Origin of the sequence: Streptomyces sp. NPDC091289, assembly GCF_044757365.1 — a bacterium.
GTDB lineage: Bacteria > Actinomycetota > Actinomycetes > Streptomycetales > Streptomycetaceae > Streptomyces.
This window is the reverse complement of sequence record NZ_JBIVUT010000037.1, coordinates 46,758-71,197: the sequence shown is the minus strand read 5'-3', so window position 1 is coordinate 71,197 and position 24,440 is coordinate 46,758. Positions and strand designations below refer to the sequence as shown.

24 protein-coding genes are annotated in these 24,440 nt (G+C 71.2%); 12 read left to right on the top strand and 12 right to left on the bottom strand.

The annotated features are described in order from the left end of the window. A partial coding sequence (locus tag ACIQPT_RS35595) for an HAD-IC family P-type ATPase (protein ID WP_401162219.1) occupies positions 1 to 872 on the top strand: 872 nt, incomplete at its 5' end. Between the two features lie 523 nt (positions 873 to 1,395). Here ACIQPT_RS35595 and ACIQPT_RS35590 read toward each other — a convergent pair. Beyond that, the gene (locus ACIQPT_RS35590) at positions 1,396 to 2,694 is read right to left on the bottom strand and encodes a citrate synthase (protein ID WP_030593301.1); all 1,299 of its coding nucleotides are present in this window, start codon (positions 2,692 to 2,694) and stop codon (positions 1,396 to 1,398) included. Between the two features lie 215 nt (positions 2,695 to 2,909). Then, complete coding sequence (locus ACIQPT_RS35585; protein WP_401162217.1) at positions 2,910 to 5,135, bottom strand: ATP-dependent RecD-like DNA helicase; 2,226 nt, start codon at positions 5,133 to 5,135, stop codon at positions 2,910 to 2,912. A 235-nt stretch (positions 5,136 to 5,370) separates the two neighbouring features. Between ACIQPT_RS35585 and ACIQPT_RS35580 the strand changes: the two genes are divergently transcribed. The 3 genes from ACIQPT_RS35580 to ACIQPT_RS35570 all read left to right on the top strand — a co-directional run bounded on the left by ACIQPT_RS35580 (position 5,371) and on the right by ACIQPT_RS35570 (position 7,493). Beyond that, positions 5,371 to 6,207 (top strand): helix-turn-helix domain-containing protein, encoded by an 837-nt coding sequence (locus ACIQPT_RS35580; protein WP_401162216.1) that lies wholly within the window; start codon positions 5,371 to 5,373, stop codon positions 6,205 to 6,207. 102 nt (positions 6,208 to 6,309) lie between these two features. Next, positions 6,310 to 6,777 (top strand): cupin domain-containing protein, encoded by a 468-nt coding sequence (locus ACIQPT_RS35575; RefSeq protein WP_401162215.1) that lies wholly within the window; start codon positions 6,310 to 6,312, stop codon positions 6,775 to 6,777. Next, positions 6,774 to 7,493, top strand: a complete 720-nt coding sequence (locus ACIQPT_RS35570; RefSeq protein ID WP_401162213.1) for an SGNH/GDSL hydrolase family protein — start codon at positions 6,774 to 6,776, stop codon at positions 7,491 to 7,493. The genes ACIQPT_RS35575 and ACIQPT_RS35570 overlap by 4 nt, the downstream gene beginning before the upstream one ends. 51 nt (positions 7,494 to 7,544) lie before the next feature. Here the strand turns inward: ACIQPT_RS35570 and ACIQPT_RS35565 are convergent, their stop codons facing one another. Next, the gene (locus ACIQPT_RS35565) at positions 7,545 to 7,889 is read right to left on the bottom strand and encodes a hypothetical protein (protein WP_401162211.1); all 345 of its coding nucleotides are present in this window, start codon (positions 7,887 to 7,889) and stop codon (positions 7,545 to 7,547) included. 147 nt (positions 7,890 to 8,036) lie between these two features. Between ACIQPT_RS35565 and ACIQPT_RS35560 the strand changes: the two genes are divergently transcribed. From ACIQPT_RS35560 to ACIQPT_RS35540, 5 genes are all read left to right on the top strand, one after another. Then, the gene (locus tag ACIQPT_RS35560) at positions 8,037 to 8,876 is read left to right on the top strand and encodes a helix-turn-helix domain-containing protein (protein ID WP_401162210.1); all 840 of its coding nucleotides are present in this window, start codon (positions 8,037 to 8,039) and stop codon (positions 8,874 to 8,876) included. After that, complete coding sequence (locus ACIQPT_RS35555) at positions 8,848 to 9,072, top strand: DUF397 domain-containing protein (protein WP_401162208.1); 225 nt, start codon at positions 8,848 to 8,850, stop codon at positions 9,070 to 9,072. The genes ACIQPT_RS35560 and ACIQPT_RS35555 overlap by 29 nt, the downstream gene beginning before the upstream one ends. A gap of 156 nt (positions 9,073 to 9,228) precedes the next feature. Next, entirely contained in the window at positions 9,229 to 9,459 is a 231-nt protein-coding gene (locus tag ACIQPT_RS35550; RefSeq protein WP_401162207.1) for a hypothetical protein, read from the top strand. A 145-nt stretch (positions 9,460 to 9,604) separates the two neighbouring features. Then, positions 9,605 to 10,441, top strand: coding sequence for an ABC transporter ATP-binding protein (locus ACIQPT_RS35545; protein WP_401162206.1), 837 nt, complete (start codon positions 9,605 to 9,607; stop codon positions 10,439 to 10,441). Beyond that, positions 10,438 to 13,029, top strand: a complete 2,592-nt coding sequence (locus ACIQPT_RS35540) for an FtsX-like permease family protein (RefSeq protein WP_401162205.1) — start codon at positions 10,438 to 10,440, stop codon at positions 13,027 to 13,029. The genes ACIQPT_RS35545 and ACIQPT_RS35540 overlap by 4 nt, the downstream gene beginning before the upstream one ends. Before the next feature lie 82 nt (positions 13,030 to 13,111). Here ACIQPT_RS35540 and ACIQPT_RS35535 read toward each other — a convergent pair whose 3' ends face one another. Together ACIQPT_RS35535 and ACIQPT_RS35530 are read right to left on the bottom strand one after the other, a co-directional pair. After that, complete coding sequence (locus ACIQPT_RS35535) at positions 13,112 to 13,771, bottom strand: peptidoglycan recognition family protein (protein ID WP_401162203.1); 660 nt, start codon at positions 13,769 to 13,771, stop codon at positions 13,112 to 13,114. Between the two features lie 106 nt (positions 13,772 to 13,877). Then, the gene (locus ACIQPT_RS35530) at positions 13,878 to 14,759 is read right to left on the bottom strand and encodes a lysozyme (protein ID WP_401162201.1); all 882 of its coding nucleotides are present in this window, start codon (positions 14,757 to 14,759) and stop codon (positions 13,878 to 13,880) included. Positions 14,760 to 15,018: 259 nt separating this feature from the next. Here ACIQPT_RS35530 and ACIQPT_RS35525 point away from each other — a divergent pair, with 259 nt between their 5' ends. After that, the gene (locus ACIQPT_RS35525) at positions 15,019 to 15,726 is read left to right on the top strand and encodes a VOC family protein (protein ID WP_401162200.1); all 708 of its coding nucleotides are present in this window, start codon (positions 15,019 to 15,021) and stop codon (positions 15,724 to 15,726) included. Positions 15,727 to 15,738: 12 nt separating this feature from the next. Here ACIQPT_RS35525 and ACIQPT_RS35520 read toward each other — a convergent pair whose 3' ends face one another. The 6 genes from ACIQPT_RS35520 to ACIQPT_RS35495 form a co-directional block, all read right to left on the bottom strand. Continuing rightward, positions 15,739 to 16,548, bottom strand: a complete 810-nt coding sequence (locus ACIQPT_RS35520; protein ID WP_401162199.1) for an MBL fold metallo-hydrolase — start codon at positions 16,546 to 16,548, stop codon at positions 15,739 to 15,741. 38 nt (positions 16,549 to 16,586) lie between these two features. Next, the gene (locus ACIQPT_RS35515; protein WP_401162197.1) at positions 16,587 to 17,141 is read right to left on the bottom strand and encodes a DUF664 domain-containing protein; all 555 of its coding nucleotides are present in this window, start codon (positions 17,139 to 17,141) and stop codon (positions 16,587 to 16,589) included. 69 nt (positions 17,142 to 17,210) lie between these two features. After that, positions 17,211 to 17,807 carry a hypothetical protein gene (locus tag ACIQPT_RS35510; RefSeq protein ID WP_401162195.1) on the bottom strand — a complete coding sequence of 199 codons (597 nt, stop codon included), beginning with the start codon at positions 17,805 to 17,807 and terminating at the stop codon, positions 17,211 to 17,213. A 246-nt stretch (positions 17,808 to 18,053) separates the two neighbouring features. Beyond that, positions 18,054 to 18,890 (bottom strand): sugar phosphate isomerase/epimerase family protein, encoded by an 837-nt coding sequence (locus ACIQPT_RS35505; protein ID WP_401162193.1) that lies wholly within the window; start codon positions 18,888 to 18,890, stop codon positions 18,054 to 18,056. Continuing rightward, entirely contained in the window at positions 18,887 to 20,044 is a 1,158-nt protein-coding gene (locus ACIQPT_RS35500; RefSeq protein WP_401162192.1) for a dihydrodipicolinate synthase family protein, read from the bottom strand. The genes ACIQPT_RS35505 and ACIQPT_RS35500 overlap by 4 nt, the downstream gene beginning before the upstream one ends. 40 nt (positions 20,045 to 20,084) lie before the next feature. After that, the gene (locus tag ACIQPT_RS35495; RefSeq protein WP_401162190.1) at positions 20,085 to 21,236 is read right to left on the bottom strand and encodes a Gfo/Idh/MocA family protein; all 1,152 of its coding nucleotides are present in this window, start codon (positions 21,234 to 21,236) and stop codon (positions 20,085 to 20,087) included. 109 nt (positions 21,237 to 21,345) lie between these two features. Between ACIQPT_RS35495 and ACIQPT_RS35490 the strand changes: the two genes are divergently transcribed. Both ACIQPT_RS35490 and ACIQPT_RS35485 read left to right on the top strand, forming a co-directional pair. Then, complete coding sequence (locus tag ACIQPT_RS35490) at positions 21,346 to 22,482, top strand: LacI family DNA-binding transcriptional regulator (RefSeq protein WP_401162189.1); 1,137 nt, start codon at positions 21,346 to 21,348, stop codon at positions 22,480 to 22,482. Positions 22,483 to 22,535: 53 nt separating this feature from the next. Beyond that, on the top strand, positions 22,536 to 23,186 hold the full coding sequence (locus ACIQPT_RS35485; protein ID WP_401162187.1) for a hypothetical protein: 651 nt from the start codon (positions 22,536 to 22,538) through the stop codon (positions 23,184 to 23,186). 39 nt (positions 23,187 to 23,225) lie between these two features. Here the strand turns inward: ACIQPT_RS35485 and ACIQPT_RS35480 are convergent, their stop codons facing one another. Then, on the bottom strand, positions 23,226 to 24,206 hold the full coding sequence (locus ACIQPT_RS35480; protein WP_401162185.1) for a DUF4232 domain-containing protein: 981 nt from the start codon (positions 24,204 to 24,206) through the stop codon (positions 23,226 to 23,228). Between the last annotated feature and the right edge of the window lie 234 nt (positions 24,207 to 24,440).

Genomic DNA, 24,440 nt, shown 5'->3' with positions numbered 1-24,440 from the left:
CCCACACCACCCAAGGAACCGACAAGCAGGAAGTCCTCCGGATCGCCGGAGCCCTCGAAAACGCCTCCGAACACCCCATCGCCCAAGCCATCGCCACCGCCGCGACCGACACCACCGGCCCCCTCCCCACCCCCGAGGACTTCCAGAACATCCCCGGACTCGGCGTCCAGGGCACCGTCGAGGGCCACGCCGTCCTCGTCGGACGGCCCCGCCTCCTCGCCGACGCGGGGATCCCCCTCCCGCCCGAGCTGACGGAGGCCCTGGCGGAGGCCGGGGAGCATGGCCGTACGGCGGTCGTCGTGGCCTGGGACGGCGAGGCGCGGGGCGTGCTGGGGGTGGCGGACGCGGTCAAGGACAGCAGTGCGGCCGCCGTGGCCGAGCTGCGCGCCCTGGGGCTGAGGCCCGTCCTGCTGACCGGTGACAACCGGGCCGTGGCGGAGGCCGTGGCACGCGAGGTGGGCATCGACGAGGTGCACGCGGAGGTGCTTCCCGAGGACAAGGTGAACGTCGTGAAGCGCCTTCAGGCCGAGGGGCGGGTCGTCGCCATGGTCGGCGACGGGGTCAACGACGCGGCCGCGCTGGCCACGGCAGATCTGGGGCTGGCGATGGGCACCGGGACGGATGCGGCGATCGAGGCGAGCGACCTCACGCTGGTTCGTGGAGATCTCAAGGTGACCGCTGACGCAATCCGTCTCTCCAGGCGTACGCTGGCCACCATCAGGGGCAACCTCTTCTGGGCCTTCGGGTACAACGTTGCGGCCTTGCCCCTGGCTGCAAGTGGCCTGCTCAACCCAATGATCGCGGGAGCCGCCATGGCGTTTTCGTCCGTGTTCGTCGTCACGAACAGCCTACGGTTGCGTGCCTTCACGTAACTTCCACAAAGAGATTTAGATCACACCGATTTCAGGGTAACCATCCGGTGGGTTCGCGAGTCTTAGAGTGCGATGCCAAGGATGTCTTGGGGGACGTCCGATGGAGTGTCTTGGGGGACGCTCCTGTGGCAAGCGTTTGGCCGGGGCACGTGCACCGGGGAGCTTTGAGCGGCCCTCCCGTGCGTACGTACCCCGGCGGATCGCGGCACAAGGGAACACAACAGAACATGGGAGCTTCGGCTCCCTGCCAGACGCCCGGCCGGATCCCGTGGGGGGAATCCGCTCCGGGATATGGGAAGCGCCCTGACCGTCGACCCGTGGGGGGATCGGCGGCGGGGCGTTTCTCGCTTTCCAGCCCTCCCTCACATCGGCCCCTCCCGCGTCGCCACATCGGCCCCTCCCACGTCGCCCCCCCTGAAACGCCGAATCGCCCCGGACACCGCGCTCTGTGCGAAGCGCGGTACGCGGGGCGAAGGCAGTCGGCCGAAGAGGCCGGGCACTACAGGGTGCTACGAGGTCCGGGTCAGCGGCCCTCGACCGGGACGAAGTCGCGGAGGACCTCGCCGGTGTAGATCTGGCGCGGGCGGCCGATGCGGGAACCGGGCTCCTTGATCATCTCGTGCCACTGGGCGATCCAGCCGGGAAGGCGGCCGAGCGCGAAGAGCACGGTGAACATCTCGGTCGGGAAGCCCATGGCCCGGTAGATCAGACCGGTGTAGAAGTCCACGTTGGGGTAGAGGTTGCGCGAGACGAAGTAGTCGTCGGAGAGCGCGTGCTCCTCCAGCTTGAGCGCGATGTCGAGCAGCTCGTCGGACTTGCCGAGCGCGGACAGCACGTCGTGGGCCGCGGCCTTGATGATCTTGGCGCGCGGGTCGAAGGACTTGTACACCCGGTGGCCGAAGCCCATCAGGCGGACGCCGTCCTCCTTGTTCTTCACCTTGCGGATGAAGGAGTCGACGTCGCCGCCGTTGGCCTGGATGCCTTCCAGCATCTCCAGCACCGACTGGTTGGCGCCACCGTGGAGGGGGCCCCACAGCGCCGAGATGCCGGCGGAGATCGAGGCGAACATGTTCGCCTGCGAGGAGCCGACCAGACGCACGGTGGAGGTCGAACAGTTCTGCTCGTGGTCCGCGTGCAGGATGAGCAGCTTGTCCAGCGCCGAGACGACGACCGGGTCCAGCTCGTACTCCTGGGCGGGGACCGAGAAGGTCATGCGCAGGAAGTTCTCGACGTACCCGAGGTCGTTGCGCGGGTAGACGAAGGGGTGCCCGATCGACTTCTTGTAGGCGTACGCCGCGATCGTCGGCAGCTTCGCCAGCAGGCGGATCGTCGACAGGTGACGCTGCTGCTCGTCGAACGGGTTGTGGCTGTCCTGGTAGAACGTGGACAGCGCGCTGACGACCGAGGACAGCATGGCCATCGGGTGGGCGTCGCGCGGGAAGCCGTCGAAGAACCGCTTGACGTCCTCGTGCAGCAGCGTGTGCTGGGTGATCTCGTTCTTGAAGGTCGCCAGCTGGTCGACCTGCGGGAGGTCGCCGTTGATCAGCGTGTACGCGACCTCGAGGAACGACGAGCGCTCGGCGAGCTGCTCGATCGGGTATCCGCGGTAGCGCAGAATGCCCTGCTCACCGTCGAGGTACGTGACGGCGGATTTATAGGCGGCTGTGTTGCCGTATCCGCTGTCCAGCGTCACCAGGCCGGTATTGGCCCGGAGCTTCCCGATGTCGAAGCCCTTGTCGCCGACGGTGCTGTCGATCACCGGGTAGGTGTACTCGTCATCGCCGTACCGCAGTACTACAGCGTTGTTGGTGTGCTCGCTCACGTCATCCCTCACCGACGTAGTGCCTCTTCTTCGAGGTGCCCTGACTGTCTTCCACCCTCCCCCATTCGGCTCAGGAGAGTGCACTCGGGGTCGTCCATTGGACCTACTGACGGCACTGAGTGCCGCCAACTTACTCATCCTGCCCCCTTGACTGCGGTTCCGGAAGACCTCCGTGATGTTTCCCACCGATTTGATCGATCATTTTTGTGCAGGGGTCACGAGAAGTCTTCTCCTGAGCCGCCCCGGAGCCGGAAATCCAGTGCCGTACAGCGTCTGCCTGCGGAAACCGTGCGGACCGCCTGGCCGATCGCCTTACGGGACCCGACGAGCACGACGAGCTTCCTGGCCCTCGTCACGGCCGTGTAGAGCAGATTGCGCTGGAGCATCATCCAGGCGCTGGTGGTGACGGGGATGACGACGGCCGGATACTCGCTGCCCTGGGAGCGGTGGATGGTCATGGCGTACGCGTGGGCCAGCTCGTCCAGCTCGTCGAAGTCGTAGCCGATCTCCTCGTCCTCGTCGGTGCGGACGGTGAGCTTCTGTTCGTCCACGTCGAGGCCGGTGACGACGCCGACCGTGCCGTTGAAGACGCCGTTCTCGCCCTTGTCGTAGTTGTTGCGGATCTGAGTGATCTTGTCACCGACCCGGAAGACCCGCCCGCCGAACCGCTTCTCGGGGAGGTCGGGACGGCCCGGGGTGATGGCCTGCTGGAGCAGCCCGTTCAGGTGCCCCGCACCGGCGGGTCCCCGGTGCATCGGGGCGAGGACCTGCACGTCACGGCGCGGGTCGAGACCGAACTTGGCCGGAATGCGACGGGCCGCGACATCGACGGCGAGCTTGCCCGCGTCCTCCGTCTCGTCCTCCACGAAGAGGAAGAAGTCGCTCAGCCCTTCGGTGAGCGGGGTCTGTCCCGCGTTGATCCGGTGCGCGTTCGTCACGACGCCGGACTGCTGGGCCTGGCGGAAGATCCGGGTGAGCCGGACGGCGGGGACCGGGCCTCCCTCCGCGAGCAGATCGCTGAGCACCTCCCCCGCGCCGACGGAGGGCAGTTGGTCGACGTCACCCACGAGGAGGAGGTGGGCACCGGGTGCCACCGCCTTCACCAGCTTGTTGGCGAGCAGCAGATCGAGCATCGACGCCTCGTCGACCACGACGAGATCGGCGTCCAGCGGACGGTCCCGGTCGTACGCCGCGTCCCCGCCCGGCCTCAGCTCCAGGAGCCGGTGCACGGTGGACGCCTCGGCCCCGGTCAGCTCGGCGAGGCGTTTGGCGGCGCGCCCGGTCGGGGCGGCGAGCACCACCTTGGCCTTCTTCGCCCGGGCCAGCTCGACGATGGAGCGGACAGTGAACGACTTCCCGCAGCCGGGCCCGCCGGTCAGGACGGCCACCTTCCGGCTGAGCGCGAGCCGTACGGCCTCTTCCTGCTCGGGCGCGAGCGAGGCCCCCGTACGGGTGGCGAGCCAGGCCAGCGCCTTGTCCCAGTCCACGTCCTGGAAGGCCGGCATCCGGTCCTCCCCGGTCCGCAGCAGCCGCCGGACCTGCCCGGCGAGGGACAGCTCGGCCCGGTGGAAGGGGACCAGATAGACCGCCGTGATCGGTTCGCCGCCCTCGGGGGACGGCACCTTCTCCCGTACGACGCCCTCCGGATCGGCGGCCAGCTCGGCCAGGCACTCGATGACCAGCCCGGTGTCGACCTGGAGGAGCTTCACGCCGTCCGCGATGAGCCGTTCCTCGGGGAGATAGCAGTGCCCCTGGTCGGAGGACTGGGACAGGGCGTACTGGAGGCCGGCCTTGACCCGATCGGGGCTGTCGTGCGGAATGCCCACGGCCTGGGCGATCCTGTCGGCGGTGAGGAAGCCGATGCCCCAGACGTCGGCGGCGAGCCGGTAGGGCTGGTTCTTCACGACGGAGATCGAGGCGTCCTCGTACTTCTTGTAGATACGCACGGCGATGGAGGTGGAGACGCCGACGCCCTGGAGGAAGACCATGACCTCCTTGATCGCCTTCTGTTCCTCCCACGCCGCCGCGATCATCTTCGTGCGCTTGGGGCCGAGGCCGGGGACCTCGACGAGCCGCTTCGGTTCCTGCTCGATGATGTCGAGGGTGTCGACGCCGAAGTGGGTGGTGATCCGGTCGGCCATCACCGGCCCGATGCCCTTGATCAGCCCGGAGCCGAGATAGCGGCGGATGCCCTGGATGGTGGCGGGAAGCACGGTGGTGTAGTTCTCCACGGTGAACTGCTTGCCGTACTGGGAGTGGGAGCCCCAACGGCCCTCCATCCGCAGCGACTCGCCGACCTGCGCGCCGAGCAGCGCCCCGACCACGGTGAGGAGATCGCCCGCCCCGCGCCCGGTGTCGACGCGGGCGACCGTGTATCCGTTCTCCTCGTTGGCGTAGGTGATCCGTTCCAGAACACCTTCGAGGACGGCCATGTTGGACATGACCCGACGCTACCGGGTGCCACTGACAGGGCGGTTCGCCGTGCGGTTCCCTGTACGGTTCACCCCTTTGTGCCCCGCCGTCCCGGTATTCGTCCGCCAGCAGGGTGTCCATGGCGGAGCGCAGAAAGAAGCGGGGCGGGCGGCAGGAGGTGCGCGGCCCGGCCCGGTGAACAACTGCGAGCACTGCGAACAGCGCGCGGGGCTCGCCGGGCTCGCCGGTTTGTAGACTGACGAGGTGCAGGACCCTACGGCTACCAGTGTCGGTGCACGTCCGGCGACCGCCTTGCGGCGGTACGTCAGCTCGTATGTCGGCTTCGACCTTCGTGGGTTCCCGGCAGGGGTGCACTGCGGTCCGCCGGGCCGCGTGCTCACCGCGGTGATCAGCCTGTCCGGCCCCTTGGACGTCGCGGCGGGCGTCGACGACGGGTCACCGGTCAACCGATACGACGGCGTGGCCGGCGGTCTGATGTGCCGGTCCGTCGCCATCCACCACGACGGACGCCAGCAAGGTGTGCAGGTGTCGCTGACACCGCTCGGGGCCCGAGCCCTCTACGGCATGCCCGCCGCCGCGCTCGCCGACCGGCTGGTCCCCCTCGACGAACTTCTCGGAACGCTCGGCGTCGAACTGGTCGACCGGCTCCGAGCGGCGACGACGTGGGCCGCGCGGTTCGCCGCGCTGGACGCGCTGCTCCTGCGGGCCCTCGGCCGCGGCGCCGACAGCGACCGGCTGCCCCGGGTGCGCCCCGAGGTGGCCGAGGCATGGCGCCGCCTCGTCGCCGCGCGGGGCCGCGTCCGGGTCGGGGCGGTCGCCACAGAGCTGGGATGGAGCCGCCGGTACCTCACCGAGCGGTTCCGCGGTGAGGTGGGCCTGTCGCCGAAAACCTTCGCTCGAGTACTGCGCTTCGAGCACGCGCACGAACTCGCGACGGCGCGCGCCCCGCTCCCGTGGGCCGAGGTGGCGACCGTCTCCGGCTACGCCGACCAGGCCCATCTCGTCCGGGACTGGAGCGAGTTCACGGGCCGGTCACCGACGGCCTGGCGACGCGGGGAAGTCCTCCTCGGGGCCGGGTAGCCGCCGACCGCCTGCCCGTCGCACCGGCTTCCGTTCCCCTTCCTTGGCTGCCGTTCCCTTTCCTTCAAGACGACCGGTCACCGTCCTGTGACGATCGTCCGCATGAGACTCGTCAACCACGAACGCAACGCCATCGACCTGCGGACAACCCCCGTGCACCTCGGGCTGGGATCGCGAGCGAAACCTGTCGAGGGCTTCGCCTGGGACCCGGAGGTGCTCCAGGCCTACAGCACCGCAGTCGCGGCGGACGGCGCCGAGGGCCGGATGGTGACCGTCTTCGACGGCGACGGCCCCGGCGACCACTGGGAGCGCCACCCCTCCGGCGACGAACTGGTCGCCTGCCTCAGCGGGTCGGTGACCGTCACCCGCGACGTGGACGGGGTGCCCGAGCGCGTCGTGCTCAGGCCCGGCGAGGCCACCGTCAACCCGGCCGGGGCATGGCACGCGGTCGACATGGCAGGGCCTTCGTCCATCCTGACCATCACCGCCGGCCTCGGCACCGAACACCGTCCCCGGACCGACGGCCGCCCGACCGAGCACGTCGGCACGCCCGACCCGCAAACGCCGTGACCACACGCGTCGCATGCCTCGGCGACAGCCTCACCCGCGCGCAGCTCAGCGCCGACTACCTGGGCCTCCTCGAACGACGCCGCCCTCCCGGCGACGTACGGCTCGCCCGCTTCGGCGCCAACGGCGACTTCGCCCACAACCTCTCGCGGCGCCTCGATGCCGTCATCGCGGACCCGCCCGACGTCGTCACCGTGCTGATCGGGACCAACGATGCCCGGGCAAGCCTCGCCGGCTACCCGGTCGAGCGGGCCATGAAGCGCAAACAACTCCCCGGACGCCCGTCGGCCGGCGGGTTCCAGCAGTGCCTGGGGGCCCTCGTCGAACGGCTCCGGACGGAGACCGACGCGACCGTCGGCCTGCTGTCGCTCCCCGTCCTCGGCCAACAACTCGACGGAGCGGCGGCCCAGGCATCGCGCGCCTACAGCCGGATGATCGCCGAGGTCGCCACCACCACCGGGGCGGCCTACCTCCCCCTCCACGAGCGCCAGACCGAGGAGCTACGCGAAGCGGACCCGCCGCCGATCCCGTACCGGGAACTGACGACCGCGGCCGGCGCCGGTGCCCTTTTCCGGCACGCAGTGCTGCGCCGCAGCCTCGACGCGGTCTCGAGGCGCCGAGGTCTCGTGCTCACGACCGACCACATCCACCAGAACAGCCGCGGCGCCGCCCTGATCGCCGAGGTCATCGACCCCTGTCTGCCGACGCGGAGCGGGTAGCCGGGGGCCCCGACTCTAGGGCTGGGACTAGGACTGGGACTAGGACTGGGACTAGGACTGGGACTGGGACTGGGACTGGGGCGGTGCGGACCGGGAGAGCACCGCCTCCAATCGGGAACCTCTGCTCTCCGCGATCCGCTGGACCTGGTGCAGCGACTCGGTCAGCCGGTCGGCGAGGAACCGGACCTGCGGCCCGGTGGCCTCGCCGTCGGCCAGCAGGTCGGTGGCGTGGCCGAGCAGTTCGTCCGCCATGTCGAGCTGGATGCTCTCGACCTCGTCGGCCTTCCGGGACACATAGCCGGTGCCGTCCCCCACGACGTAACAGGGCTTCCCGCCCGTGCTCGTCCACGGCAGGAGGCGCATCGTGGAGGCGTCGGGGTACGGGGTGTGCTTCATGGGGGGGACCTGCTTTCCGGAGTGCGTCAGCGTGCGGGCTTCGCTTCTTTGTGTAGCGAACCCATCACAGAGTGAGGTCGCGGGTCGCTACGCTTCCAGGGGGTCGGGGATGACAGCACGCTGGTCAGGTCGAGGAGTTGGGCTGCAATGGGAACGAAACAAAGGCCCCGTACGCCTAGGGAGAAGTACGGCGAGGAGCTGAAACTGCGGCGCATCGCGGTGGGGCTGACGCAGGAGGCGCTGAGCGAGATGGTCGTCTGCTCGCCGACCCTCATCAGCCATTACGAGGCGGGGCGGCGGCTGCCGAACCCGGAGGACGCACAGCGAATCGATCGAGCCCTGAACACGGACGGCTTCTTCGCCCGGTGGCTGGAGGATCTGGATCCGGCTTTCGCGCACTACTTCAGGGAAGTCGCCGAGCTGGAGCAGGAGGCCACGGAGATCCGTCAGTACGGTGCCGCCCTGATCCCGGGGCTGCTCCAGACCAAGGCCTACTCGGCGGCCGTGTTCCAGGCGTACCGCCCGAACTACTCCGTGGCACAACTTGACGAACTCATTGTCAGCCGCGCCAAGCGAGCTCTGGTGCTGGAAAAGCCATCAGCACCGGTAGCTTGGACACTCCTTGACGAGGCCGCACTCAGGCGCTGTGTCGGCGGACCACAGGTGATGGCGGAGCAACTGCACAAGGTGGCGGACATGGCGGACACCGGCCGACTGCGGCTGCATGTGTTGCCTCTCGCAGCCGGCGCGCACGCGCTCCTGGAGAGCATGCTCTATCTGCTGTCCTTCGCGGACGCGGCTCCTGTGGCATGGGTCGAGGGTCTGAACAACGGCCGCCTCATGGATGATCCGGCGCTGGTTGCGGCCTGCCACACCTCCTACACTCTCGCTCTGAGTGACGCGGCCTCACGGCAAAAGTCAGTGGCCCTGGTCAGAAGCATCGCGGAGGAGCACGAACATGCACATCAACGAACCCAGGACTTCTGACAGCGCGCCCGCGACCGGATGGCGCAAGTCCAGCTACAGCGGCGGGGCCAACGCCGAGTGCCTTGAGGTCGCCGACGGCCACGCCACCGTCCCCGTACGCGACAGCAAGGCTCCCGCAGGCCCGGCCGTCGTCTTCTCCGCAGACGGCTGGTCGTCCTTCGTCACCGCCGTGAAGCACGGTGCGTTCTCGGCCTGACGGGGCCGTTGTCATGACCCGAGGAAGAGGCATCGGCCTCTCGGCCGCCCTCTCCGTGACGGCTCTGCTCGGCGCGAGAGCCTGCAGCCCCGGCCTCGGCGGGTCCGGAGGGCTGCGGCCGAGGCCGGCAATACCCACCCGGCCACCGTGCTGAGCGTGACGTTCGCGTTCGCCTGCACCGGTGGCGGCAAGGTGGCGCTGGCGTTCACCGTCGCGGGGAAGGACGTGCCGTCGGCCACGGGGACGCAGGTGTGCGACGGCTCCGTGTTCCAGCAGAGCATCGAGCTGCCCGAGCCGGGCTCCGTCGGCTTCACGGGCGTCGTCAGCGGCACCGAGAACGGCGGTTACGCCTACGCCTACTACCCCGAGAAGGAGCAGCTCCCCTAGCCGGGCGGGGTGGGCGGGAAGGCCACCCCCTACCGCAGTAGCACCCCCACCTTGGCTCCCGGGTATGACGCCCCGCGCACCGCCGTCACCGCACGCTGCACCTCGTCGGCAGGTACGAGCGGATCGTGAGAGGGCGGAACGGGACATGAGGCTACGCAGGGGCGAGCGGCACACGGCGGAAACGGGCGACCGGCCGGACCTCCGGGACGCCTCGCCCGGGAGCGCCGTCGAACTGCGCGGGGTCCGGCGGCAGTACGGGCGCGGCGCGGGTGCCGTGCACGCGCTCGCCGGGGTCGATCTCGCCCTGCCGCGCGGTACGTTCACCGCGGTCATGGGCCCGTCCGGGTCCGGCAAGTCCACCTTCCTCCAGTGCGCCGCCGGGCTCGACCGGCCGTCGGCGGGTTCCGTGCGGCTCGGCGGTACGGAGATCACCGGGATGAACGAGAACGAGCTCACCGAGCTGCGCCGCGGCCGCCTGGGATTCGTCTTCCAGGCGTTCAACCTGCTGCCTTCCCTGACCGTCGAGCAGAACGTCCTGCTGCCCCTGCGCCTCGCCGGGAAGCGCCAGGACCGCCACCGGGCGGCCTCCGTGCTCGCGCGGGTCGGGCTGGCCGACAAGGCGCGGCGGCGGCCCGGCGAGCTGTCCGGCGGTCAGCAGCAGCGGGTGGCCATCGCCCGCGCCCTGATCACCGGCCCCGACGTGGTGTTCGCCGACGAGCCCACCGGGGCCCTGGACACCGGCACCGCCGCCGAGGTCCTGGGCCTGCTCCGGCGCGCCGTCGACACCGCCGGGGCCACCGTCGTCATGGTCACCCATGATCCGGTCGCGGCCGCCTGGGCGGACCGGGTGCTGTTCCTCGCGGACGGCTCGTTCGCCGGTGGGCTGGAGCGCGGTTCGGCCGAGCGGATCGCGGAGCACATGCGGGTGCTCACCGCTCGTACCGCCGGGGCGGGCGCGATGGCGGGGGCGGCGGCCGCATGATGCGTCCCAACGGACTCGCCCGCGCGGCCGTCCGCTTCAAGCCCGCGTCCTTCGCGGGGACGTTCGTGGCGCTGATGATGTCCGCGCTGATCGTCACGGCCTGCGGGATCCTGCTGGAGACCGGGGCGCGTGCGTCGGTGCCGCCGGTGCGGTACGCGGACGTGCCGGTCGTCGTGGCGGCGGACCAGTACGAGTACGTCGTCACGGGCAGCGGCGAGGACCGCGAGGAGGAGGCGGTCCCGCTGCCGGACACCGCACGGGTGGACGCCGGTCTCGCGGCGAGGGCCGCCGGGGCGACGGGCGCGGCTGCCGCCGTCCCGGACTTCACCTTTCCGGTGCGGGCGGCGGACGCGGGGGACGGTTCGGGCTTCCGGGAACTGCCCGTACCCGGCGGCCTGCTCACCGGGCACGGCTGGGGCTCGCACGCCTTCACCGGCACCGCGCTGACCGCCGGATCCGCGCCCCGTACGGGCGAGGTCGTCCTCGACGCGGGGACGGCCCGCGCGGCGAAGGCGGCCGTCGGCGACACCGTCGCGCTGGACACCGCCGCCGGGCAGCGGGAGTTCCGCGTCGCAGGCGTCGCAGGCATCACGGGCGTCTCAGGCGTCTCAGGCGTCGCCGGGGCCGGGGCCGAGGCCGAGTCCGCTGAGAGCGGCCGGGCGACCGGTACCGCACAGCCGTCGGTCTGGTTCGCCGACTCCGAGGCGTCCACGCTCGCCGGGCATCCCGGGGCGGCGGACGCCATCGCCGTACTGGCGGAACCCGGTACCGACACCGATGCCCTCGCCGCCTCCGTGCGGCAGGCCCTGGCCGGCTCCGGGGCCGAGGTGCGCACCGGCGACGACCGGGGTGCCGTCGAGGACCCGGGGCTCGGCCACGCCAAGGAGACCCTCTTCGGGATCGGCGGCTCCTTCGGCGGCATCGCGACCGTCGTCGCGGTCTTCACCGCGGCCGGGACCGTGGCCCTGTCCGTGTCCCAGCGGGCCCGAGAGTTCGCTCTGCTGCGTGCCGTCGGAGCCACCCCGCGCCAGATCCGCCGCGCGGTCGCGTCCGAAGCGGTGCTCGTCGCGCCGCTCGCCGGGATCGTCGGCACGCTGCCCGGGATCGTGCTCGCGCACTGGTGGTTCGGGCAGTTGCGGGACCGGGGCGCGATCCCGGAAGCGGTGCGCGTGCACGTTTCCTGGATTCCCCTTCTCGTCGCCGTCGCCGTCGGGCTGCTCACCGCGCTCGGCGCGGGCTGGGCGGCCGGGCGCAGGCCCGCGCGGATCAGGCCGGGACAGGCGCTCGGCGAGGCGTCGGTGGAGCGGCTGCGACCGGGCGTCGTCCGTACGGTGCTGGGCATCGGCGCGCTCGTCGGCGGCGTGTTCCTCACCGGTCTGTCCGCCCGTTCGACGGGGGACGACGCGGCCGGGGCCTCCCTCGGCGTCGTCATGTGTTTCATGCTCGCCGTCGCGCTGCTCGGCCCCCTGGTGGCACGGCTGTGCGCGGGCCTCTTCGGTCTCCCGCTGCGCGGCGCGGGCCCGGCCGCCGGGCTCGCGGTCGCCAACTCCCGTACCAACGCCCGGCGTCTCGCCTCCGCGATCACCCCGATCGTGCTCGCGATGGCCTTCGCCTCGACGCTGGTCTTCCTGCACACGAGCCAGAGCCACATCGCGGACGCGCAGGTGCGGGCGGGCATCACGGCGGATCATGTGGTGACGGACCCGGCCGGGCTCCCGGTGGACGCGGTGGCGCGGGCCGCCCGCGCGCCAGGGGTGGAGGCGGCCGTGGGCCTGCTGGACACCCAGGTGCTCGTACCGGCCGGCTCGGGCGAGTTCGCGTCCCTCCAGGGTGCGACGACGCAGGGCGTCACCGGCTCCGGCGCCGAGCTGGCGAAGGTGCAGGACCTGGACGTGCGCGAGGGCAGCCTCGACCGGCTCGGCGAGGGCCGCATCGCCATCGACCGGACCCTGGCGAACTCGGCGGACGTCGGTGTGGGCGACCGGCTGCGTCTCTATCTCCCCGACGGTACGGAGACCTCCCCCGAGGTCGTCGCGGTGTACGGACGCGGCCTCGGCCTGGCCTCGGTGACCATGGACCGGGCGGCCCTGGCCGGGCACGTCGGTTCGGGCTTCGACAGCACCCTGTTGGTGCGCGGTGGCTCGGCGGAAGCGCTCACGGCCCTGGGCGAGGTCACCGACGCCTCGGGCTTCGCCACCGAGCAGAGCCTCGACGCGCGGCTGGGTTCCTGGTCCAACAACGTCATGGCCGCGGTCCTCGGTGGCTTCGCCGCCATCGCCGCCGTCAACACCCTGGTGATGACGGTGCTCGACCGCCGCCGCGAGCTGGGCACGCTGCGCCTGGTCGGCTCCACCCGGCGTCAGGTGCTGCGGATGCTCGGCTGGGAGAGCCTGCTGGTGTCGGCGGTGGGCGTGGTCCTCGGCTCCGCGATCGCGGCGGCCACGCTGATCCCGATGATCGGCGGCACGACCGGCGAGGCACCGTACGTACCGCCGCTGCTGTACGGGGCCTTCGTCGCGGCCGCGGGCGGACTGGCCCTGCTCGCGGTCACGTTGCCGGGGCGGGCTGCGCTGCGGCGGCGGTCGTAGCGGGTGGGTGGGTGCGTACGGCGACGGCCCCTTGACTCCCCCGGGGCCACGTCGTACGCAACCTCCCGGGGCGACGTCGTGCTCAGCCCATGCTCGCCGCGACCTCGCTGCGGAGCTGCGGCAGCTTGTCGTGGAGCACGCCCGGGCAGAGGGTGTCGCCGAAGTCCTTGTGGCCGTAGATGCTGCTCGGTGCGATGGCGTACTGCTCGCAGACGTACGCGCAGATGGCCACCAGGACCTCCCACTGGGCCCGCGGCGGCTGTGCGCCGTCGTGGTACGCGCCCTCGTTGGCGATGCCGATGGCCTGGTCGTTCTGGCCGGAGGTGTGCGCGGCCATAACGAAGTCGTTGCCGCTCTGCAGCGTGCTGAGGCTGCGGTGGCGGCCCTCGGTGATCCAGCCGCCCCGGCTGACGAGGAAGTGGTAGCCGGTGTCGGACCACCCGTTCTGGTCCATGTGCAAGTCCTGGACCCAGTGGGCGTGGCGGTGGGCCTGGGCGCGGGAGACGTCGGAGGTGTTGTCGCTGACCGTGTGGTGCACGATGATCTTCGTCGGCCGTTTCCCCACCAGCGTCACCGGGCTCTGCGGCGCACGGGCCTTCCACTGGGCCGTGCCGTCGATGTCGGGGGTGACCGCCTCGGAGGCGTGGGCCGTGCCCGTACCCGTACCCGATAAGGCGACGGCGGCCAGGCCGCCGGCACCGGCGAGCAGGACGTGGCGACGGGACGGCTGCGGAAGGATCACGGCAAGCTCCAGGTGTGTGTGTGGGGGGGCGGCAGAGGCACGGTCGCGGTACGGCGGCCGGGTGAGCCGCCGACGGGCTCACCCGGCCGCCGCCCGAGCGGGGAGACTACGCCGTGTTGTTGGCGAGGGCCTGGAGCCGGGCGAGGCTGCCGTTGAACTTGTTGCGGTCCACGTCGCCGGAGACTCCGCCGACCCGGCCGGTGGCCGAGTACTGCCAGATCGTCCAGGTGGGGAAGCCGCTGGGGATGGTCGGGTTGCTGGTGCCCCAGTGGGCCACCCAGAGCGGGGACTTGGCGGCCATGCCGGTCCAGCTTCCGGTGCAGGTGTTCCACCAGCTGGCGGTCGTGTAGATGACGACGTCCCGCGTGGTGCGCGCCTTGTAGGTGGTGTAGAAGTCGTTGATCCACGTGCGCATCTGGGTCGTGGAGAGGCCGTAGCACGTGGCGCCGTACGGGTTGTGCTCGATGTCCAGCACACCGGGGAGGGTCTTGCCGTCCTTGGACCATCCTCCGCCGTTGCTCGCGAAGTACCCTGCCTGGGTCGCTCCGTTGGAGATGTCGGGGCGGGCGAAGTGGTACGCGCCCCGGATCAGACCGGCGTTGTAGGAGCCGGTGTAGTTCGCGTTGAAGCTGCTGTCCTTGAAGGACGTGCCCTCGGTGGCCTTCATGTAGGCGAAGTCGATGCCCGCGGCCTTCACCGAGCCCCAGTTGATCGACCCCTGCCAGTGGGAGACGTCGATGCCCTGGATGCCGCTGGTGTCCATCGGTGTGACCCCGTCGGACGCCGAGGACGCGGGGCCCTGCTCGATGCGGGTGCCCGCCCCCATCCAGGCGTGTCCGGACCGGACCGGCTCATCGGGCGCGGGCGGCGCGGCGGCGGCCGTGCCCGTGCCGGTCAGGAGCAGCGCCACGGCACTGCCGAGAGCGGCGGCCGGTAAAGCTGCTCGGGATCTCTTGATGCGGCGGGACGGAGAACGGAACACGGACATGGCCACCTCCGGGCACGTGGACGGGGAAGGGACCCATGGCATCCGATAATCGGATGCCATGGACATGCCACGAGTAACGCACGGGCGGGGAGGGGCGTAAAGGGGTCATTTGGTCTAGACCTGTGTTGCCGCCCCCCACCTGCGAAGACGCGCCGGAGCGGCGAGAACTTTCATTTCTGAAGGCCGCCGACAACGGTCCCGCCCGCGACCGATCGAACAATCGTTGACCGTGGTATTCAAATTTGACTACGCTGGCCGGATGGCCGAGACGACGATCCCCCTGCTGCCCTGCCGGACCTCGCTGATCGAGACCGCGGTCGAGTTCTACACCGCCCTGGGCTTCGAGACGACGTACCTCCAGAAGAGCCCGTACGCGTACGCGGTCGTCGAGCGGGGAGCGGTCGAACTCCAGCTGTACGGCATGAAGGACTACGACCCGGCGTCGTCCCACTCCGGGTGCTATGTCCTCACCGATGACGTGGACGGCCTGCATACGGCGTTCCGGGCGGGCCTCAAGGCCGCCTACGGGCGCATCCCGACGCGGGGGCTGCCGCGCATCGGTCCGCTGAAGGACATGTCGTACGGGGTGCGGCAGTTCCTGATGACCGACCCGACCGGCAACACGATCCGGATCGGCCAGCCGGTCAGCGAGGACCCGAACCACCGGCTCGCCCCGAAGGAGACCTTCGCCCGCGCGCTGCACATGGCGGACCTCTTCGCGGACTCCAAGCAGGACCTGCCGGGCGCGGCGAAGATCATCGACCGGGTGCTGGGGCTCACGGACGAGCACCCGACTCCGGTACAGAGGCTGCGGCTCCTCGTTCTGCGCGGGGACATCGCGCAGCGGATGGGGGACGCGGAGGAGGCGAAGGTGTTGCTGGAGGAAGCCGCCGCGGTCCGACTCGGGCCCGAGGACGGGGAAGTGGCCGCCGACGCGCTGGCCAGGCTCGCGGACCTGCGGAGCTGATCCGCCGATCGGCTACGGGGTCGATCGGTTACGGGGGTGGCCTCGGCCCACCGCGAAGGAGGCCCCGGGGGTGGCGTACTCGACCGGGCCCGCGTAGCGCGTCGCCGCCCGGGAAACCGCCTGTTGCGGGGTGAGGGCGCGGCCGACGTGCGTCACGATCAGCCGTCCCACGCCGGCCGAGCGGGCGGTGTCGCCGGTGTCCTCCGGCGTGTGGTGCACCTGGTCTTCGGTAGCGGGCGCCCGGTCGCTCTCGGCCTCGCAGAGCAGTACGTCACATCCGTCGGCCAGGCCCGTCAGCGCGGGACAGGGGGCTGTGTCGCCCGAGTAGACCAGCGACCGGCCGGCGGGGTCGTCGACCCGCAGGGCGAAGGCGGGGATGCCGTGCTCGACCGCCCTGCTGGTCAGGGTGAGCGCGCCTACGCGTACGTGATGCCCGTCGTGCAGTTCCTCGACGGCGAACGCGGACTCGACCGGGCTGCGGCTCCCGGTGTTGGTGAGGAAGTGGGCGAGCCGGTCGGCGATGCCCGGCGGGCCGTACAGCGGGATCGGGGCCGCGAGCCTGATGTCGGCGAAGAGCAGGCCGTAGTAGGCGGTGAGGAGGTCCGCGCTGTGGTCGGCGTGCAGATGCGAGATCCATATCGCGTCCAACTCATCCAGCCGGACGTGCCGTTGCAGCTCGGCGAGCGTCCCGCTGCCCGCGTCCACCCAGACGCGGGCTCCGTCTGCCGACACCAGGTACCCCGAACACGGGTTGTCCACGCTCGCGTAGGGCGTCGCGCAGCCCAGAACGGTCATCCGGAAAGGGGTGTTGGTCGTCGTCATCCACGCACCCTATGACTGGCCCCTGATCAGGCCTCGGCTCACCTCGGCGGGTCCTCGCCCGTCAGGCCGTCGACCGACTCCCGGATGAGGTCGGCATGGCCGACATGGCGGGCGTACTCCTCGATGAGGTCCAGGAGGATGCGGCGGAGGTTCGGGCGTTCGCCGCTGCGGGTGACGTACGCGCCGAGCTGGTCCAGGCCGCCGCCCGCGCGGAGTGCCGCGTCGACGGTGGCCCGGGAGCGGGCCGCCGATTCCCGCCAGAGGGCGCGCAGTTGCTCGGGAGTGTCGTGGGCGGCGGAGCGGTAGGCCCAGTCGGGGTCGTCGTCCCAGTCGACCGCGTCCCAGGGCGCACCCACCGGGGCGTCGAGCCACAGGCGGGCGAAGTGGCTGTCCTCGACGTGCGCCAGGTGCTTGAGCAGGCCGCCCAGGGTGACGGCGGACGCGCCGACCGTGGCGTTCAGCCCGGCGGCGTCCAGGCCCGAGGTCTTCCAGGCCAGCGTGGCCCGTTGGCGTTCCAGCGCGCCGAGGACGGCTGCCGCCTCCGTACCGGCGAGGGGTGGTTCGGGCCAGGCTTCCGCTGCGCTCTGCGTCATGGCGGCAGATCCTAACGAAGGGCACCGACACCCCCTAGGTGTCCGGCCCCAGGTGTCCGGCCGTCGCGGTCAGCCCTTCAGCACCCATTCCAGTGGTTCCTTGTACCAGCCCCGGGTGAGCTCGACAGCCTCCGGCTCGGTGCCACGAGTGATCAGGAACGTCGTGCAGATCTTCTCCGACTTCCCCTCGCCCACCTTTTTCTCGGAGTCGGGCTCAGGGCAGTTCTTCCAGGTGGCCTCGCCCATCCAGACCAGAAGGGCCTCGGTGCGTTCACCCTGGTCGGTCCGGATGACCAGGTCACCGGCCATTTCACGGATCCGCATCGGCCTTCCTTCCGTGTGCGTGAGCGTGGACCACACGTGCACGGGGACCTTCGGGCCCGGAAGCTGATTCAGATCGAGGCCCGAATGGTCCATGTCGGCCTTCGTGCCGGTCTCGACCCGGGTGGGCGTGACCGTGTACGTGGCGCCCTCCTCGTCCGCACGCATGCTGCCCTGCGAAGGGCTGCGCTCTCCGAGGCGGAAGGTCTTCTTCTCCTCGGACGAACCGGCGTTCTTCCCGCCCTTCCCGCCCTTCGCGTCGTCCGTGTCGGTGCAGCCGACCAGCGTCACCGTCAGCGCCAGGGCGCCCAGCGCCGCCGGGACGGCGCGATTCCACTTACGCATATGTTCTTGGTGCTCCCCGTTGGACATGCGAGCCGCGCGCCGGGAGGGGGCGGCGGAAGGTGGGGCGGAAGACGCGGAATGGGGCCCGGCCTCGCGGCCGGACCCCCCTCGCTTTCCCCTCCCGTCGGGCCTTCCCGTTCCCCCCGGACCCCTCCCCGGAAGTCCCGACGCCATGTGTGACACGGGAGGGTACGCAAAGGTTGCAGCCCTTTGCGATCTCTTTACCCTCGCCGTGGCGCAGGGCTCTCAGCAGGCATGTCGTACGTAGCGGTCCGCCACTTCCGCCAGGGCTTCCGCCCCGTCGCGGGCCCACAGCGCCTCGTTGAAGATCTCCACCTCGATCGGGCCTTCGAAGCCGGCGGCCTCCACCCAGCGGCGGAACGCGCGGAAGTCCACGCTGCCGTCGCCCAGTTGGCCCCGGCCCAGCAGGACGCCCGCCGGGAGCGGGGTGATCCAGTCGGCCAACTGGAAGGAGTGGATGCGGCCGCCCGCGCCCGCGCGGGCGATCTGGGCGGGCGCCCGGTCGTCCCACCAGAGGTGGTACGTATCGACGACCACCCCGACCTGCTCGGCCGGGAAGTGTTCCGCGAGGTCCAGGGCCTGGCCGAGGGTGGAGACCACGCAGCGGTCGGACGCGTACATCGGGTGGAGCGGTTCGATCGCCAGGCGTACGCCGCGCTCCGCCGCGTACGGGGCCAGTTCCGCCAGCGCCTCGCCCACCCGCTCGCGGGCCCCGTGCAGATCGCGGCTGCCGGGCGGGAGGCCGCCGGAGACCAGGATCAGGGTGTCGGTGGACAGGGCCGCCGCCTCGTCGATCGCCGCCCGGTTGTCGTCCAGGGCGCGGGCGCGTTCGGCGGGGTCCAGGGCGGTGAAGAAGCCGCCCCGGCAGAGGCTGGTGACCGTGAGCCCGGCGTCGGACATGAGCCGTGCCGTGCGCTCGACGCCGTACGCCTGCACCGGGGCCCGCCACAGGCCCACCTTGCCGATGCCCGCCTTGCCGCAGCCCTCGGCGAGCTCCGGCAGCGACCACTGCTTGATGGTCTCCTGGTTGATGGAGAGGCGGGCGAGCGGATCGTTCGTCATCGTGTGCCTCCGTGGACCGCCAGCAGGGCTCGCATGCGGTGTTCGGCCAGCTCCGGGTCGGGGAACAGGCCCAGGCCGTCGGCCAGTTCGTACGCCTTCGCCAGGTGCGGCAGCGAGCGTGCCGACTGGAGGCCGCCCACCATCGTGAAGTGGTCCTGGTGTCCGGCCAGCCAGGCCAGGAACACCACGCCCGTCTTGTAGAAGCGGGTCGGCCGCTGGAAGAGATGGCGGGAGAGTTCGACGGTGGGGTCGAGGAGGGCCCGGAAGCCGTCCACGTCTCCCGTGTCCAATACCCGTACCGCGTGGGCAGCCAAGGGGCCCAGCGGGTCGAAGATGCCCAACAGGGCGTGGCTGAAGCCGCGTTCGTCGCCCGCGATCAGCTCCGGGTAGTTGAAGTCGTCGCCCGTGTAGCAGCGCACCCCGGACGGCAGTCGGCGGCGGACGTCGATCTCGCGAGCCGCGTCCAGGAGGGAGATCTTGATGCCGTCGACCTTGTCCGGGTGCTCGGCGATGACCTTCAGGAAGGTGTCCGTGGCCTCGTCGAGGTCGGCGCTCCCCCAGTAGCCCTCCAGGGCCGGGTCGAACATCGGGCCCAGCCAGTGCAGGATCACCGGTTCGGACGCCTGGCGCAGGAGGTGGGCGTAGGTGGCGAGGTAGTCCTCGGGGCCCTGCGCCGCGCGGGCCAGTGCGCGCGAGGCCATGAGGATCGGCTGGGCGCCGTGCTCCTCGGCCAGGGCCAGTTGTTCCTCGTACGCCGACCTGACCTCGGCCAGGGTGGGTACGGTGCCGTCGTCGGGCAGTTGGTCGGTGCCGACGCCGCAGGCGATCCGGCCGCCCACCGCCTTCGCCTCGGCGGCCGAGCGGCGGATCAGTTCGGCCGCGCCCGCCCAGTCCAGGCCCATGCCGCGCTGCGCGGTGTCCATGGCCTCCGCGACGCCCAGGCCGTGCGCCCACAGGTGGCGGCGGAAGGCGAGCGTGGACTCCCAGTCGACGGCCGCCGGGTCGCCGGGGGCGACGTCGGCGTACGGGTCGGCGACCACGTGGGCCGCCGAGAAGACCGTACGGGAGGTGGGGGCCGCCGCCGCTCCGGGCGCGAGGTCGAGCGGGGTGGTGCGCAGGGTGTACGGGCCCTGCGGGAGGTGGATCGTCGTCATGGCAGCGGCCTCCGGTGGAGCGACGAGCCGGTCGCGCGGGTCACAGGGTCAGCTCCGGGATGTCGAAGCGGCGGCCCTCGGCGGACGACTTCAGGCCCAGCTCGGCCAGTTGGACGCCCCGGGCGCCGGCCAGCAGGTCCCAGGCGTACGGGCTGTCCAGGGCCACATGGCGCAGGAACAGCTCCCACTGCGCCTTGAAGCCGTTGTCGAACTCCTGGTTGTCCGGGATCTCCTGCCACTGGTCGCGGAACGACTCGGTGACCGGGAGGTCCGGGTTCCAGACCGGCTTCGGGGTCGCCGAGCGGTGCTGGACACGGCAGTTGCGCAGGCCGGCCACGGCGGAGCCGTGCGTGCCGTCGACCTGGAACTCCACCAGCTCGTCACGGTTGACCCGTACCGTCCAGGAGGAGTTGATCTGCGCGACCGCCCCGCCTGCCAGTTGGAAGATGCCGTAGGCGGCGTCGTCGGCGGTCGCCTCGTACGGCTTGCCCTGCTCGTCCCAGCGCTGCGGAACATGCGTCTGGACGTGGGCCGTTACGGAGGTGACCTGGCCGAACAGCTCGTGGAGCACGTACTCCCAGTGCGGGAACATGTCGACGACGATGCCGCCGCCGTCCTCCGCGCGGTAGTTCCAGGAGGGGCGCTGGGCCTCCTGCCAGTCGCCCTCGAAGACCCAGTAGCCGAACTCCCCGCGCACGGACAGGATCTCGCCGAAGAAGCCGCCGTCGATCAGGCGCTTCAGCTTGCGCAGGCCCGGCAGGAAGATCTTGTCCTGGACGACACCGTGCTTGATGCCCGCGTCCCGGGCGAGCCGGGCCAGGTCGAGGGCGCCCTCGACGTCCGTGGCGGTCGGCTTCTCGGTGTAGATGTGCTTGCCCGCCGCGATCGCCTTCTTGATCGCCTCCACCCGGGCGGAGGTGACCTGGGCGTCGAAGTAGATCTCGACCGTGTCGTCCGCGAGGACCGCGTCCAGGTCGGTCGACCACTCGGTGAGGCCGTGGCGCTCGGCGAGTTCCTCCAGGGCGTGGGCGCGGCGGCCGACGAGCACGGGTTCGGGCCACAGCACCTCGCCGTCACCGAGATCCAGGCCGCCCTGTTCGCGGATCGCGAGGATCGAGCGCACCAGGTGCTGCCGGTATCCCATGCGTCCCGTGACGCCGTTCATGGCGATGCGCACTGTCCTGCGTGTCACGAAGGTCCCTCCATACAGCCGTAGCAAGCGCTTTCTATCGGAGATGACGCTAGCCTGCCGACAGCGGCCGGACAAGAGGGGGCCGCACGTGATCTCACGGAGGACAGCGATGACAGTCACCCTGGCGGATGTGGCGGCCCGCGCCCGGGTGTCCCCGGCCACCGTCTCCCGCGTGCTGAACGGCAATTACCCGGTGGCGGCCTCGACCCGGGAACGGGTCCTGCGCGCGGTGGACGACCTGGACTACGTACTCAACGGGCCCGCCAGTTCGCTCGCGGCGGCCACCTCGGACCTGGTCGGCATCCTGGTCAACGACATCGCCGACCCGTTCTTCGGGATCATGGCGGGGGCGGCCCAGACGCAGATCGGCGGTCCCGGGGACGGTTCCGGCCGGGCGGGCGGCGAGAAGCTGGCCGTCATCTGCAACACCGGCGGCTCCCCGGAGCGCGAACTCACCTACCTCACCCTCCTCCAGCGCCAGCGCGCCGCCGCCGTCGTCCTCACCGGCGGCGCGGTCGAGAACCCGGCGCACCAGGCCGCGATGTCCGCGAAGCTGACGAAGCTCGCGGACGCGGGCACCCGGATCGTCTTCTGCGGGCGGCCCCCGCTGCCGGAGGGGGACGCGCTCGTCGCCGCGCTCGCGTTCGACAACCGCGGCGGCGGACGCCGGCTCGCCGAGCACCTGATCTCGCTCGGCCACCGCAGGATCGGTTACGTCGCCGGGCCCCCGGAGCGCACCACCACCCGGCACCGGCTGGAGGGCCACCGGGAGGCGCTGCGCGCGGCCGGGCTGGACGCCGCGCCGGTGGCCGGGGGCGGGGGCGACCAGGCCGGCTCCGGTGACCAGAGTTCCGGGGATCAGGCGTCCGCCGATCAGGAGCGGCTCACCGTGCACGGCCCCTACGACCGGCGCTCGGGCTACGAGGCCACCCTCGAACTCCTGCGCAGGGCACCGGACGTGACCGCGATCGTGGCCGCCAACGACACCGTGGCGCTGGGCGCGTGCGCGGCCGTACGGGACCAGGGGATGCGCATCCCCCAGGACATCTCGGTCGCGGGCTTCGACGACCTGCCGTTCTCGGTGGACGCGGTACCGGCCCTGACGACGGTCCGGCTGCCGCTCTTCGAGGCGGGCGCCCGGGCGGGGCGGCTCGCCATGGGCAAGGAGAACCCGCCGCCCGGCGGCATCGCGACGATCGCGGCCGAGCTGATGATCCGGGGGTCCACGGCGGCGCCGCGGGGGTGAGCCGGGCCGGGGAGATTGCCGGTGCACGACGGCGCTCGTCTACGGTCGGCTCCATGAGCGGAGACGGCATGAGTGGAGACGGCGTAGTCGTGAACGAGGCGATCCGGGCGGCCTGGGACTCCTACCGGGTCCTCGAGAAGCGGACGCCGGCCGGGGAGCGCCAGGAGGCGCGGCAGCGGGTCGAGGCCGCGGTGGACGCCTACGGGCGTGCGGAGGTGTCCCGGGGGACGGTGTTTCTGGTGGGCGTGCTGACCGGATATCTGATCGCCGAGCAAGCCGGAGGCGGCACCGGACATGCCGGAGGCACCACCGGGCAAGTCGGCAGCGGGGCATCCGGAGGCGGCACATCCGGTGGCGGCGCATCCGGTGGCGGCGCATCCGGTGGCGGCGCATCCGGTGGCGGGGATCGTCTTGATCCGCTCAGCGATCTGATCCCCGCCGTGATCCGCAGACTGCCCGCCTTCGAGTCGGCCGACCCGGCTCAGGTGCCGATGGTCACCGGGGTCCTCATGGCCGCGGCGATGGGCATGGACACCGTGGCATGGCGCGACCGCTTCGGGCCGATTCCGCCGGAGGAGGCCCTGGTGCACGGCTTCGTGCTGTGGCTGCTCGCCGACCTCTTCGATTCCCTGGCCGGGCAGCCGGGAGTGATGGATCGCATGATGCGGGAGACGTTCGATTCCCTTGCCGCCGAAGGGAGTTGACGCGCTGCCGCCGGGAGCACACCACTCCGCCCGGTTCGCTCAGCGCTCCGCCTTCTTCCACGGCCTGACCCCGAGCTTTCCGGTCGTTCCGAGGTCGAGTTTCGGCGTCACGGTCACCGGGTCGGCACCGGCCTTGGCCCGGACCTGCACGTAGGGCACGTTCACCGCGGTGCCGGACTCCGTGGTGTTGCGCCAGACCAGGCCGGCGGTCGCCGACTCGCCCGGCCCGAGCGTGACGGGGCGGGGCGGCTCGTCGGCCCCGGCACCGGTGGTGATCTCGCTGCTGCCGTCGAGGACGGTGACGCCGTCGACGGGCCGGAAGTCGCTGTCCAGGAGCTTCAGCAGCGGGTAGCCCTCGACGGTGTAGGGGCGTGTGCCGCAGTTCTCGAGATGCAGGCCCACCACGCGCAGCCCCATGGCCGCGTCGCCCTGGTCGGCGCTGACCCGGATCCCCGAGGCGGGACACGTGCCCGGCTCGGCCGGCGCCTCGCCCGCGGGGACCTTGGTCACTTCGAGCACCTTGGCCTGTGTCACCCGTGGCGCGGCGGGCGGCAGTTCCTCGGCCGACACCGTGCCCCGTACCGTCTTCCCGGGTCCGACGTCCCGCACGGTCACGGTCCGGTTGGACATCGCTCCGCCGTCGGCGCTCATGAAGGTGATGATGACCGAGTAGGTCAGGGTTTCGGTGCCCTCGTTGGTGACCTCGTAGCCGGCGACGGCCCGCGAGCCCGAGGGGAGGCTGTCGGCGGAGATTCCCTTGCTGCGGACGGGCGAGGGGGAGGCCGACGGGAGGGTCAGCGAGGTGACCCGTACGCCGCCCTTGCCCGGATCGTCGACCTGCCCGGGGGACGGCGATGCGGCAGCGCCCCCACTCCTGGCGCCGGGACCCTCCGTCCCGGGACCCTCCGTACCGGGGCGCTCCGTCCCACAGGCCGTCAGCAGTACGGCGGCCACGAGAGCTGATACGACGGGGGCGGTTCCGCCGAGAGGCGAGCGGCGGCGGGAAGGAGGTCTGCTCATCCGGTCATCCGATCAGGACGGGGCCCCCGCGCCTGTGACGGAGGCCATAGCCAGGGTCACAGGGGTGTCACAAGTCCGGGGCGGCCGGATCGATCCGGTCGCCAGATCCACCGCTTCCCGTGGCCGGTGGTCGGTGTCTGCGGGCTCAGGGACCGAAAGATGGGGGCGACTCCCCCATGTGCCCGCCCCGCTCCCCCACCACGATGGTCACGGGCGGCCCGACCGGGGCCGGCC